18 protein-coding genes are annotated in these 17766 nt (G+C 34.8%); 4 read left to right on the forward strand and 14 right to left on the reverse strand.

What is annotated here, in order from left to right:
- Positions 1 to 137 precede the first annotated feature (137 nt).
- The 3 genes from ACFS3A_RS09535 to ACFS3A_RS09545 form a co-directional block, all read right to left on the reverse strand.
- Positions 138 to 533 (reverse strand): DoxX family protein, encoded by a 396-nt coding sequence (locus ACFS3A_RS09535; protein ID WP_379825191.1) that lies wholly within the window; start codon positions 531 to 533, stop codon positions 138 to 140.
- A 29-nt stretch (positions 534 to 562) separates the two neighbouring features.
- Entirely contained in the window at positions 563 to 1282 is a 720-nt protein-coding gene (locus tag ACFS3A_RS09540; protein ID WP_379825193.1) for a DsbA family oxidoreductase, read from the reverse strand.
- A gap of 97 nt (positions 1283 to 1379) precedes the next feature.
- Positions 1380 to 2246, reverse strand: coding sequence for an SDR family oxidoreductase (locus tag ACFS3A_RS09545; RefSeq protein WP_379825194.1), 867 nt, complete (start codon positions 2244 to 2246; stop codon positions 1380 to 1382).
- 108 nt (positions 2247 to 2354) lie between these two features.
- On the opposite strand from ACFS3A_RS09545, the gene ACFS3A_RS09550 reads away from it, so the two are divergent.
- Positions 2355 to 2708, forward strand: a complete 354-nt coding sequence (locus ACFS3A_RS09550) for a winged helix-turn-helix transcriptional regulator (protein ID WP_379825195.1) — start codon at positions 2355 to 2357, stop codon at positions 2706 to 2708.
- Between the two features lie 198 nt (positions 2709 to 2906).
- Here ACFS3A_RS09550 and ACFS3A_RS09555 read toward each other — a convergent pair whose 3' ends face one another.
- From ACFS3A_RS09555 to ACFS3A_RS09575, 5 genes are all read right to left on the reverse strand, one after another.
- Positions 2907 to 3851, reverse strand: a complete 945-nt coding sequence (locus tag ACFS3A_RS09555) for an alpha/beta fold hydrolase (protein ID WP_379825196.1) — start codon at positions 3849 to 3851, stop codon at positions 2907 to 2909.
- A 165-nt stretch (positions 3852 to 4016) separates the two neighbouring features.
- Positions 4017 to 4508: a cupin domain-containing protein gene (locus ACFS3A_RS09560; RefSeq protein WP_379825197.1), complete on the reverse strand. Its 492-nt coding sequence runs from the start codon at positions 4506 to 4508 to the stop codon at positions 4017 to 4019.
- 2 nt (positions 4509 to 4510) lie between these two features.
- Positions 4511 to 5215, reverse strand: a complete 705-nt coding sequence (locus ACFS3A_RS09565; protein ID WP_379825198.1) for a pirin family protein — start codon at positions 5213 to 5215, stop codon at positions 4511 to 4513.
- A gap of 92 nt (positions 5216 to 5307) precedes the next feature.
- On the reverse strand, positions 5308 to 5910 hold the full coding sequence (locus ACFS3A_RS09570; protein ID WP_129024981.1) for an isochorismatase family protein: 603 nt from the start codon (positions 5908 to 5910) through the stop codon (positions 5308 to 5310).
- Positions 5911 to 6057: 147 nt separating this feature from the next.
- Complete coding sequence (locus ACFS3A_RS09575) at positions 6058 to 6690, reverse strand: Crp/Fnr family transcriptional regulator (RefSeq protein ID WP_379825200.1); 633 nt, start codon at positions 6688 to 6690, stop codon at positions 6058 to 6060.
- 725 nt (positions 6691 to 7415) lie between these two features.
- On the opposite strand from ACFS3A_RS09575, the gene ACFS3A_RS09580 reads away from it, so the two are divergent.
- Both ACFS3A_RS09580 and ACFS3A_RS09585 read left to right on the forward strand, forming a co-directional pair.
- The gene (locus tag ACFS3A_RS09580; RefSeq protein ID WP_198999512.1) at positions 7416 to 7553 is read left to right on the forward strand and encodes a hypothetical protein; all 138 of its coding nucleotides are present in this window, start codon (positions 7416 to 7418) and stop codon (positions 7551 to 7553) included.
- Positions 7554 to 7890: 337 nt separating this feature from the next.
- Positions 7891 to 9459 carry a recombinase family protein gene (locus tag ACFS3A_RS09585; protein WP_379825203.1) on the forward strand — a complete coding sequence of 523 codons (1569 nt, stop codon included), beginning with the start codon at positions 7891 to 7893 and terminating at the stop codon, positions 9457 to 9459.
- A 272-nt stretch (positions 9460 to 9731) separates the two neighbouring features.
- On the opposite strand, the gene ACFS3A_RS09590 is transcribed toward ACFS3A_RS09585, so the two are convergent.
- Complete coding sequence (locus ACFS3A_RS09590; protein WP_219071386.1) at positions 9732 to 9932, reverse strand: hypothetical protein; 201 nt, start codon at positions 9930 to 9932, stop codon at positions 9732 to 9734.
- Between the two features lie 368 nt (positions 9933 to 10300).
- Here ACFS3A_RS09590 and ACFS3A_RS09595 point away from each other — a divergent pair, with 368 nt between their 5' ends.
- Positions 10301 to 10672, forward strand: coding sequence for a hypothetical protein (locus ACFS3A_RS09595; protein WP_379825205.1), 372 nt, complete (start codon positions 10301 to 10303; stop codon positions 10670 to 10672).
- 51 nt (positions 10673 to 10723) lie between these two features.
- Here ACFS3A_RS09595 and ACFS3A_RS09600 read toward each other — a convergent pair whose 3' ends face one another.
- From ACFS3A_RS09600 to ACFS3A_RS09620, 5 genes are all read right to left on the reverse strand, one after another.
- A complete protein-coding gene (locus ACFS3A_RS09600) occupies positions 10724 to 11074 on the reverse strand; it encodes a hypothetical protein (protein ID WP_379825206.1) in 351 nt (116 codons plus the stop codon).
- 17 nt (positions 11075 to 11091) lie between these two features.
- Complete coding sequence (locus tag ACFS3A_RS09605; protein ID WP_219071383.1) at positions 11092 to 11232, reverse strand: hypothetical protein; 141 nt, start codon at positions 11230 to 11232, stop codon at positions 11092 to 11094.
- A 179-nt stretch (positions 11233 to 11411) separates the two neighbouring features.
- The gene (locus ACFS3A_RS09610) at positions 11412 to 12008 is read right to left on the reverse strand and encodes a YciE/YciF ferroxidase family protein (protein ID WP_379825207.1); all 597 of its coding nucleotides are present in this window, start codon (positions 12006 to 12008) and stop codon (positions 11412 to 11414) included.
- A gap of 17 nt (positions 12009 to 12025) precedes the next feature.
- Positions 12026 to 14170 carry a catalase gene (locus ACFS3A_RS09615; RefSeq protein ID WP_219071381.1) on the reverse strand — a complete coding sequence of 715 codons (2145 nt, stop codon included), beginning with the start codon at positions 14168 to 14170 and terminating at the stop codon, positions 12026 to 12028.
- A 219-nt stretch (positions 14171 to 14389) separates the two neighbouring features.
- Positions 14390 to 17638, reverse strand: coding sequence for a CheR family methyltransferase (locus ACFS3A_RS09620; RefSeq protein ID WP_379825210.1), 3249 nt, complete (start codon positions 17636 to 17638; stop codon positions 14390 to 14392).
- Positions 17639 to 17766: the final 128 nt, after the last annotated feature.

A 17766-nucleotide genomic window follows, 5' to 3' on the forward strand; every position in this document is an offset into this window, starting at 1 on the left:
AATACTTTTTAAAAATCTACAGGAGCTGTTCAGACGGCACCTCATGTTGATAATAAATAATTCGCACCAATATTATCAAAAGGTTGATCAAGATGTATTTAATTTTTCTTTTTGGCTGATCTTTGGAAGTGTAAATCTTATGTTTTGATATATTGTTTGGGTATTACGTTTTTTTTACGTTTTAAGAAAGTAAGATACGATACTATAGTAAACGCAACAATTACAATAGTTACACCAAATTTATCTATTCCGCCGCCATTACAAATCAATACGTAAGTTGCGCCTATAAAATAAAAAATGAAGCCAAAATACGCTGCCTCATGAAGTTTTTTCAAAGCGGGAATCAAAATGGCTATTGCCCCTAATACCTTAACGGTTCCTAAAAAAGGCATCAGATACTGTGGTAGTCCCAGTTCTCTGTTTACTTTTACCAGGGACTCTAACTGAAGTATATTCAATATACCTGCAAGCCCAACAAATGCGACAAAAATTGTCGTTACCCAATACACTATTGTAATTCCCTTATTACTCATTTTTATTTAATTTATTATTTATATTTCTTTTAATCGCATTTACCTTCAGGAGTGCATATCGGACCATTAACTACTTCAATAAAATTCTTTCGATCCTCCTGCCATGAAGCATAAGCTTTTTGAAGTGTCTCTAAAAACACCTCTAGGTTTTGGGCTCCGCTGATGGCATACTTTTGGTTTACAAGAAAAAAAGGAACTCCGGTAGCGCCAAGATTTTTTACTGTTTCCCCATCCTGTTGCACTTCTTCTGCATACTGATCCGAAGAAAGCACTTTTTTAATTTTATCTTCTTTCAGTCCAGCCTCCACGCCAAGCCTAATCAATGTTGGATGATCACTCATCAGAGCGCCTTCTGTAAAGTAAGCCCTAAAGAAACGTTCTTCAATTTCATTTGTCAAATGATCTTTCTTAGCCAGTTGGATCAAACGATGCGCATCAAAAGAATTGGTAATTTTAGCATGGTCCAATTGATAGTCAAGACCTTCTTCTTTGGCTGTCTGGATCAAAGTTTCATGAACCTTAATTGACCACTCTCTGCTTTGTCCTTTTAATTCGGCTACGTAAGTGTAAAAATCTTTATCAGGCTGATTGGTTAGCGATGGATTTATCTGAAAACTATGCCAGACTACTTCTACGGAATCTTTGTGAGCAAACCCTGCAAGTCCTTTTTCAAATCGTCTCTTGCCGATATAACAAAACGGACACATTAGATCACTCCATATTTCTACTTTCATTTTTTGTAAGCTCATATTTTTTGCTTTTATATTTTCTTTTTTCGTTTGCGAGCAAGCTGTAGTAATACACAATACGCTCAGAAGAAAAATGCCCACTGCTATTTTCATGGTTTTACTCTTTAGAATAAACTGACTCGAGATAAGTTTTTAGAGTTGTTGCTTTTCTTCCCAGGAGCTTTTCAAAATCATTACTTGGAGCATCAAATGAACCTTGCTTAATAGCTTCTCCAAAAGAGGTCATTCCTGCGATAGCCTCTTCAGGATATCCTTGTTTTGTCAATTTCTCTACAAATTCTTCTTTCTCTGTATTAAGGTAAGTAACCTCTTTACCCGATATCTCGCTCAGCATATTGGCAATTTGCTCGAATGAGTACGAGTTATCTCCCGCCATTTTGTACACATTAAAATCATGTCCAGTCTCAGAAAGAATTTTTGCTGCAGCTTCAGCGATATTCTCTCTTGTGATAAAAGCTGCTTTACCGTCTGCTGATGGAAAGGAAACCCCAGAATCTAAAACAGTACTGCCCAAGAACCCCGGTACTATATTGGCGTATAGATTATTTTTTAAAATAGTGTAGGTAAGGCCCGATTCTTTTAAATAGGCTATTGTATTTAAATGAGAATTGATCACAATAGAAATCGGCGAATTTTCGGTTTCTTTAATATTTGAACCAGTGTAAATAATATGGCCTACCTCGCTTTGAACTGCTGCATTAATAGCATTTCTATGATGGGCTTCCATCTTTATAATATCCCCTGAAGAGATTAATAAAAGTTTGTCTATTCCCTTGAAAGCTTCCACTAAAGAATCATAGTCGCCGTAGTCGCCAATTTTAATATTTACGCCTTTTGCAATTAAATTCTGGGCTTTCTGCAAATCCCTTACCAATGCCGTTATTTCATCAGCGGGTATTTTTTCTAATAGAAAATCAATTGTTGCTGTTCCCAATTGTCCCGTTGCACCTGTTACTAAAATCATAATTTTGTGTTGTTTATTACAATACAAAATTATATATCTTTGCTATCTCTTTTATAGTACTATCCTTTTGGATAGTGCTTTCCAGAAAGATAGTATAAACAAATACTCATGAAAAAGACTATAGATGCTCCAGAAAAAGGGGAGTGTGTAAAAATGATTTTACCTGTTAGAGATGCCCTTGAGGTATTAAACGGCCGCTGGAAATTACCCATTATTATCTCGCTGTCATTTGGCAACAAAAGATTTGGGGAAATATCCAAAGAAATAAAAGGGATTACCGATAAGATGCTCTCAAAAGAGCTGAAAGAACTCGAAGCAAACAAAATGATTACCAGAACAGTTCATGATACTTTTCCCCCTATGGTTGAGTATTCAATAACCAAACACGGGCAGTCACTTGATATGGTAATCATTGCATTGCGGAATTGGGGTATTGAGCATCGAAAAGAGATTATTGGATAATATTTTAGCCTACTAGCTTTATTGCTTCATAGCATTCTGGACACGCTGGCTGTCTACAAATATAATTTTTTCATCTTTGAGTTTCCAAACATATGCAAATCTTACCTTGAAGTCTTGCTGTAGCTTTATTGATACCTTTGAACTATTCACCTTCCAAATCTTTGAACTAACCAATTTTTTGCCTCAGTCGAGCAACAATTAATAATTGTAGTTATGAGAGCAAGAATTGATTATATACTGTGCTATTTCCTGTGGCTTTTCTTCAGGAAGAAAGTGACCGGCATTTTCGATTACAATTGAAGTTACATTTTCCGCTATCAGCTTGGTCATTTCGCCAACGCCAGCTCCGAGTGAATATTCTCCTCCGATAGCAGTAACCGGCACTTTGATTTTTTTCTGAAGTAAAGGTGTGGTCTGATCTATAGAATCAAAGACTCCTCTGTAGATTCCAAAAGCTCCCTGGAAACCATTATTGCCAGAAAATGTACGGTAGATTTCTTCAATCTGCTCACTATCTATAACATTTTTTCCTGCAGTCATCCAATCATAGAACCAGGTAAGGAATTCACGTTCTCTTCCTGTAAAAAGTACTTCAAGTGCCTTTGGAGCGTGAGGAAGAATCCACCACCACATTGGCCCCATCTGGCTTTCCATGGTTTCACGGGTGAATGAAAGATGCGGGCTGAGCACCTGATCAAGCATCACTACCATTTCTATATAAAATAACGATGTAATTTCCTGCGGATGGTCAGCGCTCCATATAAGAGCAGGTGCGGCTCCCATATCGTGTGCTGCCAGTGTAATAGGTTTTCCTTTTCCAAAATCCAGCTTTTTCACTAAAGCCCTGAAATCCTCACTGATTGTGCGGGCATCATATCCGATAGTACCTTCCGGTTTATCAGAATCCCCATATCCTCTCATATCAGGAATTAAAACGGTAAGTCCTGCATCAATAAGAATTGCTGCCGCTTTTCTCCAGGAGCTTGAAGTACCTAAAAAGCCGTGCCATAAAAGAACAGGGCTACCTTCAGGATTACCTCCTATAAGATAATTAATTTTAATTCCGTTAACTTCTGCTGACCCGCCTAGAAGCTCATTGCTTAAATTACCGGGTTCTTCCGTATTTTTATCTATATTTTCCATTTTTATTCTTTTTTAGGGCAGTATGTTACAATATATTCTAAGGATAGACAATAGTTTGTGCACGGCAATAGAAGTATTGCAGGAATTATCCAGTGCTGATTTTAAGCAATCAGCCCGCTGGAAAAACCTGTCCGCCAAATTTTTATATTTAATTGGATTGAACTGCTATCCTAAGTAATCAGGAGCATAAGTTCTCTGGCCGTATTTCTGGTCCATCTCTTTTAAAAATTCTTTCCGTTTTTCTGTGAGTTCAGGAACGGGCAGGAATTCGCCGGCTTTTACTGGAATTCCTATTTCATGAAATAAGTTTTCCAGTCCTGCTGGTACTACCGTGCAGAGCAGACGTGCATAATTTTTTGAAGTATTTTTAAAGCAGTGTACTGCGCCGCCAAAAGGGATATTTATAAATCCGTCCTGGGCTACAACCTGTTTTCCTGCTTCAGTTTTAAATTCCAGTTCCCCTTCCAGTACATGAAACATTTCCTGTGTTTCAGGATGTGCATGCGGAGGCGGCCCTCCACCGGGAGGCACTATCATTTCGATAACAGCGTAATTACCATTGGTCTGTTCTCCCGAGATTATAATTCTGTAATTGCCGCCTGCAACTGCCAGTCGTTCTCCTTCATTTTTACTGATAATGCTGATAGTATTGTCCATAATTACATTTGATTTCCACTGTACATTCCGCCCTTGAAGATTTCTCCCTGTTCATCTGTGAAGAACAAGACCAGTTCAGCATCCTCTGAAGCTTGTATCGAAACAGGCTCATCTTTAAAGACGATGCATTCTTTTTTCTTAAGATCTATACTGCTGTTTACCTGCACTGATCCCTGAAAGACATACAAAAGCGCGGTAAGGCCGTTCTTTGGAAGCTGGGGAATTTCAGAAGTGCTTCCCTTAAGAAGTTTCATATCGTAAATCCAGGTCTGGCTGCTGAATTGAAATTCAGTTTCAGGATTTGGAGACCCGATAATACGCCAGCTGTTTTCGCTATGAAGGTCTTCCAGTTCTAAAAATACCACTTCGGGGTTCAGGTCTTTTTTACCGGGACGGATAAAAATCTGAAGTCCTTCCATTGTTTTCTGCTGTCCCATGATTTTTTCTTCATGGAAAAATGTTTTTCCGGCTTTCATCAGCATGAGGGTCTTTCCGCCGATTATTTTCACAAACCCTTCCGAGTCACTGTGTTCTGCTTCACCTGTCCTGAAGTAAGAAAGAATTTCATCGTTGATGTGGGGATGCATTTTAATAACCGTATTGGAATTTATTTCGGGATGGTCAATTCTTCCAATGCTTCCTATTCCGGTATCGATGCTTGAAACGGCCGAACCCGGATAAAGAATTTTTATCGGGCCGTGACCCATAAATTGGGAGCTGTTTATTTTCTGTATCATAATTATATTTTTAAAGAAGCCAGATACCTAAATATCCAGCTTCGATTGTAAGAATCTATTAATTAAGAGAACTGTCCAACTTTAGACATAACTTCTTCAAAAAGTATTGGAAGCACTTTTTGTCCGTCCTCTGTTGCCCAGTTGTGAACCATTTCAGAGATAATCTGGTTGATTGTTGTAGTTCTTACACCCTGGCTTTCCCAAGTCTGCTGTGCGATATCATCAGCAATTTGTGATGGAGATCCGCCTGCATCAAGTACTACCTGAACATTAAATCCTTCTTCCTGCATTGAAATTGAAGGCCACACAATACATACATCATTAGTAAGGCCTGCCATGATTACATTTTTTCTTCCGCCAGCTGCTTTTAGAACAGCATTTTTAAAATTCTCATCATCCCATGCATTTGTAATTCCTTCTCTTTTTACTCTATCTGCATACTCCTTAGGAAGCAGGTCTTGTAAATCTTGAATTAAAGGTCCTTGTGCATGATCTTCCTGGCTGCTGGTAAGTACAACCGGAATATTTAAAGCTGTTGCAAATTTAGCCAAGGCTCTTGTTCTGCTCACGATCATTTCATGAGGTCTGTTAGCTGCAAAATTAAGTGTGCCTGTTTGATGATCAATTAATAACATAACGGTATCATCTTTTGTAAACTGTTTCATTTTTCTAATGTTTTAAATGTTGTTCTAAATTTTAAAAATCTTTGTTATTGATTTATAAGGCAAATTTATTGCAGCCATAGAACAGAAAACGATGACATTTGTCAATAAAGAACGATAGAAGAACTAAAGCAGGGGAGGGTCTTAAATTTATTTTTGGAATAGCTTACTGCGCACGCGGCTTAAGGTTTCCTTGCTGATACCTAAATAAGAAGCAATAGTATGCTGGGGAAAGCGCTGTACAAAATCAGGATAGCTTTTGAGTAATTGTTCGTATCTTTCCATGGCAGGAAGGGCTATGGAATTGTTTAATCTTTTTTGAGAAGCAATGAAACTGCTCTGGTTCATCTGCCAGAACATTTCCTTAATTGTGGGTATTTCAAGCAGACGCTGCAAATCGTCAGCTTCCAATATTAGGAGCTCGGTATCTTCCCATGCATCAATATTATATACCGATGGTGTTTTCATAAGATAACTTTCACGATCGACCATCCACCAATTTTCAAGAGCAAGCTGAATGATATGCTCATTACCGGCGCTGTCAATACTGTATTGTCTCATAGCGCCTTTTATTATAAAACCCGTATACTGGCAGATATTTCCTTGTTCGAGGAATAACTCCTTCTTTTTTAACTTGGCAGGTTTGAGTGCTGTTTTAATTAATGTTTCATCTTCTACTGTAAGAGGAGATTCACTGTATCTGCTAATGTAGCTGAAAAGCTGGTCATACATAGATTTAAATATTTTAAATAAAAGTACGATAAAATATATTTTAAGAAGCATGATTTTTGTTATTACAATTAGCATTGGAAAAAGTGCTGATTAATCAAAGTTAAAGCAGTTATAAACGATTACCAAAATCACTGCAATGCTTGTGCATTAGTAAAAATAAAGTCAGAATTATCAAAAACTAATACTACATCAATTAGAAACAAACCAGCTCTTGGAGAGAATATCTAGAAGGATTATGAAAAATAAAACACCAAATCTTTGATAGATTTAATGTAATTATATATAAGATTGTACTTTAGGACCGGCTCAAAAACGAGTCAAAATATTGTTATAAGGTAATAAAAAAATGGCGTCAATTGTCTTCAATTGACGCCATTTGGCTTTTTGTGACCCCAACGGGACAAATTTCAACATTTTTTTTGAATGATTTGAAGAAATTGGCTTATTATATGTAGTTATCTGTCTTTCATTGGCTTTATAAATTTGGTTTAGATGTCCTGTTGGGGATTGATGTAAAAATTATAAAAACTAAAATGGTTTATAGGAATAAACTAGTATACAATTCTACAACTATCATCGAGGATTTGAAAAGAATGTTTTAAGTTAAGACGGGATTGTCTTTCTTTGGCTCTATGAATTAATTGTTGTTCCATTGGAGTTAAAAATTGGTTTATTTCTTTCTCGAATTATGGTTTTCCGTAATAAGGAATGAAAGTTATTAAGAATATTTGTGATGAGTACAAACAAATTTATTTAATAATCTAAAACAGTTTGCTATGGAAATTCAAGCCATTAAGCCGGGACCGAAACCTAAAAAAGAGGACGGTACTCCCGATAGAAGACCGCGTGTTAATCCACCAAATAAGGAAAAGCATCCGGAGCTTAAGCCACATAAGCATAAGCCAGGGGCTTAAAAGGGGTGACTTTAGCCCTCTAAACCGACTAAACGGTTTAGAGGGTTGTATTTAAGACAAAATCGGAGGTATAAGTACCGACCCTCTGCCAGAATGTTTCCTGTATTGTACAAAGCAATGCTACCTCTACCTAGTATATTTAGCAGTTTTTCAAGAATTACACATTAAAATATAAGGTTATTTTAATGCTGGCTGGTAGATTTTTATTGTTCAAATACAATTTATTGATAAACTTGTAAGTAGTTATGCGGTTTGTATTTAGCACGTTGCGTATCTAATAATTTGCTAAATTTTACGTTTTAAGTAATAATGATTTCCCCGTAAAATCTACCTGCTTATGCCTGTAGTGTATCTCTACATACGAGTAAGTACCGATGAGCAGGCTGTAAAAGGATATTCCCAGCGCAGCCAGTTAGAACGGCTTGTGCATTACTGTAAATATAACAGTCTCGTTATTACTGAAACAATTCTTGAGGATTGTTCGGCTAAAACATTTAACCGTCCAGCTTGGAATAAATTAATTACTAAGATCAAATATCTTAAAAATTCTCCTGCGACTATTCTTTTTACATGCTGGGACAGATTTAGCCGTAATATCACAGATGCTTACATAATATTTGAGAAACTTCAAAAATTAGGAGTATCGCTCCAAGCCATTGATCAGCCGATTGATTTTTCTATACCCGAAAGCAAAATCATACTTGCCGTATATCTGGCGACATCTGAAGTTGAAAATGATAAAAAAAGCCGGAACGTAAGTCTAGGTCTTCAGAAAGCGAGGCTGGAAGGCCGCTGGATTAATAAGGCTCCTTTAGGATATAGGAATAAAATAACAGCAGATGGGAAAAAGTATATTGCTGCTTATGCCCCTGAAGCTTTTATAATTAGGGAAGTATTTGAAGAAATAATTAAAGCAAAAAGAGTTACGCTGTCAGAAATATATAAAGAGGCTATGGCTAAAGGCTTAAAATGCAGTAGAAGTGCCTTTTACATGTTAGTTAGAAATCCTATTTATTGCGGTCAGATTAAAATTCCTGAAATGGGAAATGAAAAAAGCAGGATTATTGACGGACTGCATAGAGGAATTGTATCTGTAGAGCTTTTTGAACGAGTCCAAAAAGTATTAGGAAATATAAAGAACTCAAGACTGGTTAAAAAGAAAAGAGTTCTTAATGAAAACTATTTATTAAGAGGAATTCTTCTGTGTCCTGATTGTGGCAAAACACTAACAGGAAGTTCTTCACAGGGAAGGAGCAGGAAATACTATTACTATCATTGTACCGGAAAATGTAAATATAGAATCAGAGCTGACTATATTAATGCAGGTTTCGAGCTGTTTCTTAAAGATATCAAGATTGATGTCTCTTTCTCTAAAAGAGCCAATGATTTAATGAAAAAGATTGATAAGGGAAGACAGCAGGACTATCAAATTAAAAAGCATGAGATTGGAAAAGCAATGGACAAATCAATTGACAGAAGCTTAAATGCACATAAGCTTTTTTCAGAAGGAAAAATTGATTATGATGATTATTTTCTGATCAAGGAAAACTGTAAAGCTTATTTGAAAAAATATGCTTCGGAATTACGCGAGCTGGCTTTAAAAGCAGGGGCAGGGATTTATTTAAAGAATGCAGAGGATAATATATTCTGTCGTTTAGCAGAAGTTTATGAACTGTCAGATGTATTAATGAAACAAAGAATTGCTAGATTGTTTTTTACTGAGAAAGTAATAGTACATGAAAATATTCTGAATATACTACCAGAATATATAAAAGAAATATTTGGGATGAAATTAATTAAAAATAACTCAAAAAATGAGAAAGATTTAACTGATGATGAGTTGATAAACCATTTTTTTAGTGAGATTGCATTAATAGCTTTTGAACAGGAGTTGAAAACAATTTAAGAATGTAGAACTTTTGTATCTATTCTATTATTGGTGTCTAATAATGTTAAGTATCGAACTCAAAATTTAATCAAACAAATGACGCCAATTGAATTCAATTGACGCCATTTGTTGTGTAACTTATACAATACAAATTTTACTGTTAGATTAAAAAAAAATGAGATATTTAGAGTTAATTTGCTAGATCGTTATTTTTAATTTTTATTCAAAAACGGTTTATTTACATTATGAGAGAAAACTATATGTTTATTTTCAAAAAATTTAAGTTTCAATTACATATGACTCGAATTTTTAAGTATACGCTCTTCACAATCCTTTGAATTCGATTCTGTCATTTCAGGTTTTTCATCCCAATCACCCCAGTCTCCTTTGTACATTTTAACACATACTAAGTCATTATTATCATCTGAGTAAATTATCGTATTTGAAATACGGCAGTAACTTTTGCCATTATCTAATTTTGAATTTTCCATGTCTTGAATTTTTAAAGTTTTTTATATTAACTCATGGCTTGCAAAAACAAAGATAATTTAGTGCTATATGTCTTTTTATATAATTGCATTCTTGATATACATAATTCCCATGTCTTAATCTGTAATTGTAACTGATTTGGAATATTATAAGATTCTTTTTTTTCATTTAAATAAAATTTTATATCTAATTTTTCTTCAATATGGTAATTATAAAACATTCACCTTGAAATTATGTAAATTGAAAAATTTATTCTCATGATATTCGTAAGATTCTCCAAAAATAATCCAAACAATAATCATCGTGGATAATAAAGGACCAATAGTAATTATAGAAGAAAATTTAGAAGAGCTTATTTGCGAAGATTTTTTTGGAAGTAGGAGTAACTAATAAAATTCTTTATTTTGATACTTTAGATGATGCCGAGCACGATATAATTTCGCAGTTTGTAACGCCATTTTTGTTGTTTGCTAACGTTCTCCAATTTAATGAAGATAAAACGCAGGAAGCTGTACACAATCAAAAAAATATCTGTGAAAAATTCGATTGTCCTTGTCTGTTCTTTTCGCTTTTATTTCCCAATTGTTTTATTATTGACAAATATTCTATATCAACTCAAAGTTATTTTGTAAATCCTTACAGCGAGGAAAAATTTAAAAATCCTTTAAATTCGATAGTAGAGTTTTGGACTGAAAAGAAAACGCAGAAATCAATAGTAGGAAAAGAAAAGAAGCAGAAATAAAACTTATAATACAAACCCGTCTATTTACAGACGGGTTTTATTTTACTTTATTTAAAGATTACGATCAGGTATTATACCTTCTTCATCATCTAAATTTCCTAGATCTTCATTATCTAATTCTTCCTCTCCAAGGTCTTCATTATCAAATTCGTCGTCTAGCTCATCAGTTTCTGAATCATCCTTACTAAACTCGTCCGAGTCTGTTTGTTCATTACCAAGATTTTCATTGTCGAAATTTTCTTTCCCAAATTCCTGACTCTCCAAATCGTTGCCATAATCTGGTTCAGCATTATCTGATATAGTATGATCTGGTGGTGTATCAATATCTGGATCTTGATATCGTACGTTATTTTGAAAATTCTGATCTTCCAGATTGTAATTTTCTTTTTCTTCTAAATTCATAATACAATTTTTAAATGTTATTTTTTAGTTGAACCTGATTCCTTTTTCGAATCCGAAGCAGATTTTGAACCGCCTTTTGAAGCAGTTTCTTTTTTATCAGTTTGTTTATCTGATGCCTTAGCACTATCAGTGCTTTTTTTAGTGTTTGAAGTTGCCATGATATATTTTTTAATTTGTTAATAAGCCAAATGTACAGGGACTATAATTCATTATTTTACATATAATGGTACTTCTAATTGCATAATTAACAGCTGATTACTTTTTTAAATAAAAAAAACACCTGTATTTATACAGGTGTTTTCAGGTAAAAAATAATAAATAAGAAATAGTATGTTTTTTATTCTGCTGCAACAATGTTTACTAAATTGAGTGCAATGTCATTTAGCAGACAATCAGCTTCTTTCTCCTCCGCAAGAGTCTGTGTTAATAATTTTGCAGCATCATTTTCGCCAATTGCTTTTGCAAAAGCAACCAAAGTTCCGTAAGTAGCAATTTCATAATGTTCGATTTTTTGAGAAGCTGCTATAATTCCGGCATCTCTAACAGCTCCAGGAGTTGTTTCTAAAAGAATACTGTCTCCTTCTTTTAATAATCCTGCCATAGCTTCGCATTTTTTGCCTTCTGCTTTTTCTCCTAATAAATCAAAAACTTTTTCAAGTCTTGCTACTTGGTTTTTAGTTATAGAAAGATGTTCTAAAATAGCTCCCGAAAGTCCCGCAGCTGAAGCATTATCAGCCATTTTTGGTAAAGCCCCCACCAACGCATTTTCTGCCCAGTAAATATCTTTTAAACTGTCAATAAATAAACCTTTCAAATCTGTAGCAGCATCTGGTGCCGGTGCTACAATATTTTTTGAATTGTTTTTTATATCTTTAGACTGACTCTCTTTTGGTTGTGCAGCGTTAGTCTGACCTTGTTTTTCTGAATTTTTCATTTTTTATTTTTTTGAAATTAATTGTATAAGTTTGGTTCGCGCTGCCAAAAACGGTGTTTGGTCATTGCAGTAATAAATTCCTGAGCAAATGATTCGCTGGCAATTTCGCTGGTTACAATAACGCCTTCATCGTCATTTGTAATTTTTCCAGCAAATGGCGCTCCGCTTATTATTTCAGAGGCTTCACCGTCGGCACCGATCACTTTACAATGTTTATAAGCATCGTTTAAATATTCAAGTGCATCATCATTTTCTGCCAAAGCATTCAATCCTAAGCCGTGAGGAATATAGACAGCATCAAACAATACAGATGAAGCGGTCAGGAAACTAAATTCAGCCGAAATCGCTCCTTCAGTATCTGTCGCGACAGTACCTAAATGTGGTGCAATAACACAGCCTTTGGCGCCCGCTTTTTTCAATGCATTTTTGATGTTCATCACCGAAGCTTCAGAAACACCGTCAGAAACTAGAATCGCCACTTTTCTAGATTCGATAGTTGGCGAATTGGTTGGATTATTCACCATACTTAGAGCTTGAGAAGATTCTACCGAAGACGGAACAGTTTGTGGTTCCTGAGTTCCTGCTTCTTCCGTTTCTGGTGATACGCCTTTATTAATAGGAGTTTCTAAAGTGGATGGTACAGTTGCACCAAGACCTTGTGCTACTTTTTGGGCAAGTTCGGTATCCACCTGAGATAATAAGCCGAGCATTCTAACTCTAATAGCGGTGGTTTCTACTTTCCCGAGTTCAAATCGTAATGCTTTTACGATATGACTTTTTTCTTCGGGTGTCTGGCTGTTAAAAAATAGTTTTGCCTGCCCGAAATGATCGTTAAAACTCTCGCTTCTAGCTCTTACTTTATGAGAATCTACTCGCTCATTGAAACTTGCAAATCCGCCTTCGGCAATTTTTGCCTGATAAGGGCATCCACCGCCGAGAGAGTTTGGAGAATAACTTACGCGACCTTTATTGATTTCCTGACGCATATGTCCGTCGCGCTGATTGTTGTGAACAGGGGCAACGCTTCTATTAATTGGAATTTCATGAAAATTCGGACTTCCTAATCTCGATAATTGTGTATCGGTATAAGAGAATAATCTTCCTTGTAAAAGCGGATCATTAGAAAAATCAATTCCTGGAACCACATGACCTGGATGAAAAGCAATTTGTTCTGTCTCTGCAAAGAAATTTTCAGGGTTTTTGTTCAAAACCATTCTTCCCACAATGGTTACAGGAACTAATTCTTCGGGAACAATTTTCGTTGGGTCCAAAAGATCAAAATCATATTTATGTTCGTCTTCAGCTGGAATTATTTGAATGCCTAATTCCCATTCTGGAAAATTTCCTGATTCAATAGCTTCCCATAAATCTTGTCTGTGAAAATCAGGATTTTTTCCTGAAATTTTCTGTGCTTCATCCCAAGCAACGGCATGTGTTCCTAATTTGGGTTTAAAGTGAAATTTTACAAATACTGATTCTTCCTGAGCATTTACCAGTCTAAAAGTATGAACGCCAAAACCTTCCATCATTCTATAACTTCTCGGAATTGCACGATCAGACATTACCCACATTATCATGTGCATAGACTCTGGCATTAATGAAATAAAATCCCAAAAGGTATCATGCGCCGATGCTGCCTGAGGCATTTCGTTATGCGGTTCTGGTTTTACGGCATGAACAAGATCTGGAAATTTTGAAGCGTCTTGAATAAAAAATACAGGAATGTTATTAGCCACTAAATCGTAAATTCCTTCCTGCGTATAAAATTTTACGGCAAATCCTCTGGCATCTCTAGCGAGGTCTGTAGAACCTCTTGATCCTGCAACGGTAGAAAACCTTGTAAATACAGGTGTAATTAATCCTTTTTCCTGCAAAAATCCTGCTTTTGTTAATTCTGGAATTGGGTTCGTAACTTCAAAGAAACCGTGTGCGCCAGAACCACGTGCGTGAACAATTCTTTCTGGAATTCTTTCGTGATCAAAATGTGTGATTTTTTCCCTTAAAATAAAATCTTCCAATAAAGAGGGACCGCGATCACCGGCTTTAAGTGAATTGTTATCATCATTAATTCGAACGCCCTGATCTGTTGTTAAAAATTTGTTTGTTCCATCGGAGGTATTGATGGATAAATCTCGTTGTTTTTCGTCTTGAAAATTTTTCATGGTGTTTCTTAAATTAGTTAAAACTTAAAAATAATTACAGTCTTATCTTTCAGATTTATAAGTAGTTGTAGACCGTAATTTATTAAGTAATCCAAATTTAAATTTTGAAAGGATGCGTTTTTTATAAGATTACTTTTCAATATTCTACAATTACCACAAAATGACTCAAACAAAAAATCTCCATTTCTGGAGATTTGATATTTTGAACTTTGATTTTTTTTACGAGGGAAGATAAATATATACAATAGTTCCTTTGCTGGGCTCGCTTGAAATTTTGATAAATCCTTTATGATTATAAACAATTTTCTGAACAAGCGTTAATCCAAGTCCACTTCCATATTGATTATCATTTTGAAGTTTGTAAAATGGATCAAAAATGAGTGTTTCAAAATTTTTGCTAAAACCAATTCCGTTATCACTAACAAAAAGTTTTATGTAATTGATTCCAGGATTTGCCCCAAAATCAATTATTTCTTCGGCAGAAACATTTTCGACTCCAATTGTAATTTCTGGCACAGTGGTTTGTTTGGCGTATTTGATAGAGTTAGATATCAAATGAGTAAAAAGCTGTTGCAATTGTAAAGGAATAATGCGTAGAGTTGGTAAAGTTGTTATGTTGATTACAGCTTTCTGTTCGCTTTTTACAGTCTTTATATCATTAATTGTTTTTTTTAGAAGCAGATTTAAGTCTGTTTTTTTGAATTCTTTCTGCACAAAATTTATTTTAGAATAATCAATTACATCTTCAATAAGCTTATTCATATTTACAGCCGAACTTAATAAGCGACTTAAATTATGTCTGCCGTTTTCGGTTAACGCTTTTTCGCCGTCCAGTACTTTTTTGCCAAACATATACATTTTACGAATCGGTTCCAGTAAACTTTCGCTTGCTGCGGCAGTAAACGATTCTAATTGTTTATTATAGGCTTTAAGTTCAGAATTTTTCATTTTTAAAGATTCATGGCTTTGTTCTAAATCCGTAATATCTTCAAGCGCTAATAAAATCATTCCGTCTGGATTTGAATTGACGATCGGAGAGGCGTTGATCAATATTGTTTTTTTTCCAATACCATCAAAATCAAATTGTATTTTGAAATTTTCTACCAAATCCTTTTGACTTGTTTTTTTTAATACAGATTCTTTAAAGGCAGGAATATTCCAGTGCGAATTTCCAATCTCCAAAATAGATAAACCTTCGATTTGTTCTTCTGTAGTTTTGAAATAGGCATAAAAAGAAGGATTGGCACTTTTGATAGTAAAATTTTTATCAATAATGATTAAAGGTTCTCTAATCGTTTTTACAATCGATTCATAAAAGTTGCGCATAGTGGCGAGTTCTTCTCTGCGGTCTTTCAATTCATCATTAATACAAGATAATTCCTGATTATTAGATTGAAGTTCAATAGTCGAGCTTTCAAGCTGATAATTCATGATTTGTAATTCCTCGGTGCTGCTCAATAGTTCTTCGTTGGAAGTCTGGAGTTCTTCAAAATAAATCTGCTGTTCTTCGGTTACTTTTTTAAAATCGCCTCTAAGCTGTGTCAATTCTTTTTCGATCTGTGACGTATGTTCTGGATTTAAATTTCCAATTTGTTCATTCTTCCTATCATTAGTCCTTTTGCAGAATATAATCAGCAGCAGTTCAGTGTGGTTTGGAAGATAAATTACTTCAAATGAAGTTAAAAAAGGCTGTTTTTTGACTTCGGTAAATTCTCCTGAAAAATTCTTTTTCTCATTTCGGGCTTTTAGAATATAATTTCGGAGTTCAAATTCGACCTCATTTCGTACCATATTGAGAATGTTAAAACTCGGTTTTCCTGATGCGGGCTGCAAGAACGGGCTTGTATCGCCATGAAAATGGACAATTTCAAGCTCTTCATTAATTATTACTGCAGCAGGAGAAAATTGTTCTAGTAGAATATCTGAGGCAATTTTTCTGTAGTCTTTTTCGTTAGGAAAATTTTCCTGAATCTCTTTTGTAAAGGGATTTGTAATGAAATCAGAACGGAAGACTTGATTACGGTCAAGTTGCAAAACTGTTTTACGGGTATATATTTTATCGGTTTTATCAATCGCAGTAAATAGGTGCGGAACGTGATGCGCCCATTCTGATTTACCCAGAAATAAAATTCCTTTATCGCGAAGTGCGTAATGAAATGTTGCTAAAACCTGATTTTGCAAATCGTTATCGAAGTAAATCAGTACATTTCGGCAGGAAATAAAATCAATTTTTGCAAAAGGAGCATCTTTTGTTAAATCATGAACCGCAAAAACGCACATATCCCGAATTACTTTATTGACATGAAAACTGTTGTTTCTTTTTGTAAAGTATTTTTCTAATCTGTTTTCGCTGATATTTTTTACGTCTTGCTGTGTATAAATTCCTGCACGCGCTTTAGAAATGCATTTTTCAGATAAATCGGAGGCAATGATCTGCACTTTTACTTCTAGTCTGTTTATTTTCTCCAAATAATCGTGAATGCAGATAGCGATTGAATAGGCTTCTTCGCCGGTAGAACATCCCGAAGACCAGATTCTAAGTACAGGAATTGTTAAGTTTTCAATCAGCGAAGGAAATGTATTTTCGCATAAATTATCAAAAGCCTGCTGATCTCTAAAAAAGTAAGTTACAGGTATGAGTATATCATTAAATAAAAAATCCTGTTCATTACTATTGGTTTTCAATAAACTCAAATATTTTTCAGTGGTTTCTTGTTTGGTTACCACCATTCTTTTGGCAATTCTTCTTCGCAGGGTTGTATGTTTATAATGCTGAAAATCGGTACCTGTTTTTTGCAGTAATATCGAAATAATTTCTTCAAATAATTCCTGTTCATCTGCAGTGTTTTCTTTGTCCTCGTAAGAATGAGTAACTAATTTACTTTCGTGGATTTGAAGTAACTTTTCACCAACATCAGCCGCAGATACAAAATAATCGATGTATTCTGATGTAACTGCATTTTGTGTAAAACCTCCTTTGGTAAGCACAGCAATTGTCGAACCGCCTGCTTCTTTAAGTTTTTTAAGTCCTGTAGATCCATCAGAAGGTGTCCAAGTAAGCATTAAACCTAGAGAATAACTTTGATAGGCATGACCGATAGACTCAAAAAACGTATCCAGACAATTATTTACTTTACTGCTTCTAATGGTGGGTTTTAGCTGCAGTAATCCGTTTTCTAAGACCAAAAGATTATTTTCAGGAACAATATAAATATTGTTGGGCTTTATATTTATGTCGTGAACAATTTCAATCACGGGCATTTTTGAATTTAACAAAAGTATTTCTGCAAGATTACTGGATTGTGAGGAAGACAAATCTTCAAAAATAATATAAGCCATTCCTGTATCTGCTGGAAAATCAGAAATTATATTTTTTAATAAATCAATTTCTTTTGCAGCAGTTCCAATTGCTACGACGGGAAATTGATAATTTAAAGCTGTTTTTAGTATTGATTCATTTGTATTCATTTTTTATGAGGGTTTATGGTAATCCTATAATTTAAATGTTTGTTAGTGTAAATAACAGATAAACAAAATAGTAAAATTTGCAATGAAACAAAATGTATTGTTTTGAAAATCAAATTATTAATTAAAAT

The sequence above is a fragment of the Flavobacterium notoginsengisoli genome (genome assembly GCF_042686225.1).
Taxonomy (GTDB): domain Bacteria; phylum Bacteroidota; class Bacteroidia; order Flavobacteriales; family Flavobacteriaceae; genus Flavobacterium; species Flavobacterium notoginsengisoli.

Excerpts from the sequence above, each read along its gene's own strand:
- ACFS3A_RS09615 (WP_219071381.1), bottom strand. The coding sequence starts at position 14,170 with ATGAAAAATTTTCAAGACGAAAAACAACGAGATTTATCCATCAATACC.
- ACFS3A_RS09560 (WP_379825197.1), bottom strand. The coding sequence starts at position 4,508 with ATGGACAATACTATCAGCATTATCAGTAAAAATGAAGGAGAACGACTG.
- ACFS3A_RS09540 (WP_379825193.1), bottom strand. The coding sequence starts at position 1,282 with ATGAGCTTACAAAAAATGAAAGTAGAAATATGGAGTGATCTAATGTGT.
- ACFS3A_RS09605 (WP_219071383.1), bottom strand. The coding sequence starts at position 11,232 with ATGGCAACTTCAAACACTAAAAAAAGCACTGATAGTGCTAAGGCATCA.
- ACFS3A_RS09535 (WP_379825191.1), bottom strand. The coding sequence starts at position 533 with ATGAGTAATAAGGGAATTACAATAGTGTATTGGGTAACGACAATTTTT.
- ACFS3A_RS09610 (WP_379825207.1), bottom strand. The coding sequence starts at position 12,008 with ATGAAAAATTCAGAAAAACAAGGTCAGACTAACGCTGCACAACCAAAA.
- ACFS3A_RS09550 (WP_379825195.1), top strand. The coding sequence starts at position 2,355 with ATGAAAAAGACTATAGATGCTCCAGAAAAAGGGGAGTGTGTAAAAATG.
- ACFS3A_RS09545 (WP_379825194.1), bottom strand. The coding sequence starts at position 2,246 with ATGATTTTAGTAACAGGTGCAACGGGACAATTGGGAACAGCAACAATT.
- ACFS3A_RS09555 (WP_379825196.1), bottom strand. The coding sequence starts at position 3,851 with ATGGAAAATATAGATAAAAATACGGAAGAACCCGGTAATTTAAGCAAT.
- ACFS3A_RS09575 (WP_379825200.1), bottom strand. The coding sequence starts at position 6,690 with ATGCTTCTTAAAATATATTTTATCGTACTTTTATTTAAAATATTTAAA.
- ACFS3A_RS09570 (WP_129024981.1), bottom strand. The coding sequence starts at position 5,910 with ATGAAACAGTTTACAAAAGATGATACCGTTATGTTATTAATTGATCAT.
- ACFS3A_RS09585 (WP_379825203.1), top strand. The coding sequence starts at position 7,891 with ATGCCTGTAGTGTATCTCTACATACGAGTAAGTACCGATGAGCAGGCT.
- ACFS3A_RS09620 (WP_379825210.1), bottom strand. The coding sequence starts at position 17,638 with ATGAATACAAATGAATCAATACTAAAAACAGCTTTAAATTATCAATTT.
- ACFS3A_RS09565 (WP_379825198.1), bottom strand. The coding sequence starts at position 5,215 with ATGGGTCACGGCCCGATAAAAATTCTTTATCCGGGTTCGGCCGTTTCA.
- ACFS3A_RS09600 (WP_379825206.1), bottom strand. The coding sequence starts at position 11,074 with ATGAATTTAGAAGAAAAAGAAAATTACAATCTGGAAGATCAGAATTTT.
- ACFS3A_RS09580 (WP_198999512.1), top strand. The coding sequence starts at position 7,416 with ATGGAAATTCAAGCCATTAAGCCGGGACCGAAACCTAAAAAAGAGGAC.
- ACFS3A_RS09590 (WP_219071386.1), bottom strand. The coding sequence starts at position 9,932 with ATGGAAAATTCAAAATTAGATAATGGCAAAAGTTACTGCCGTATTTCA.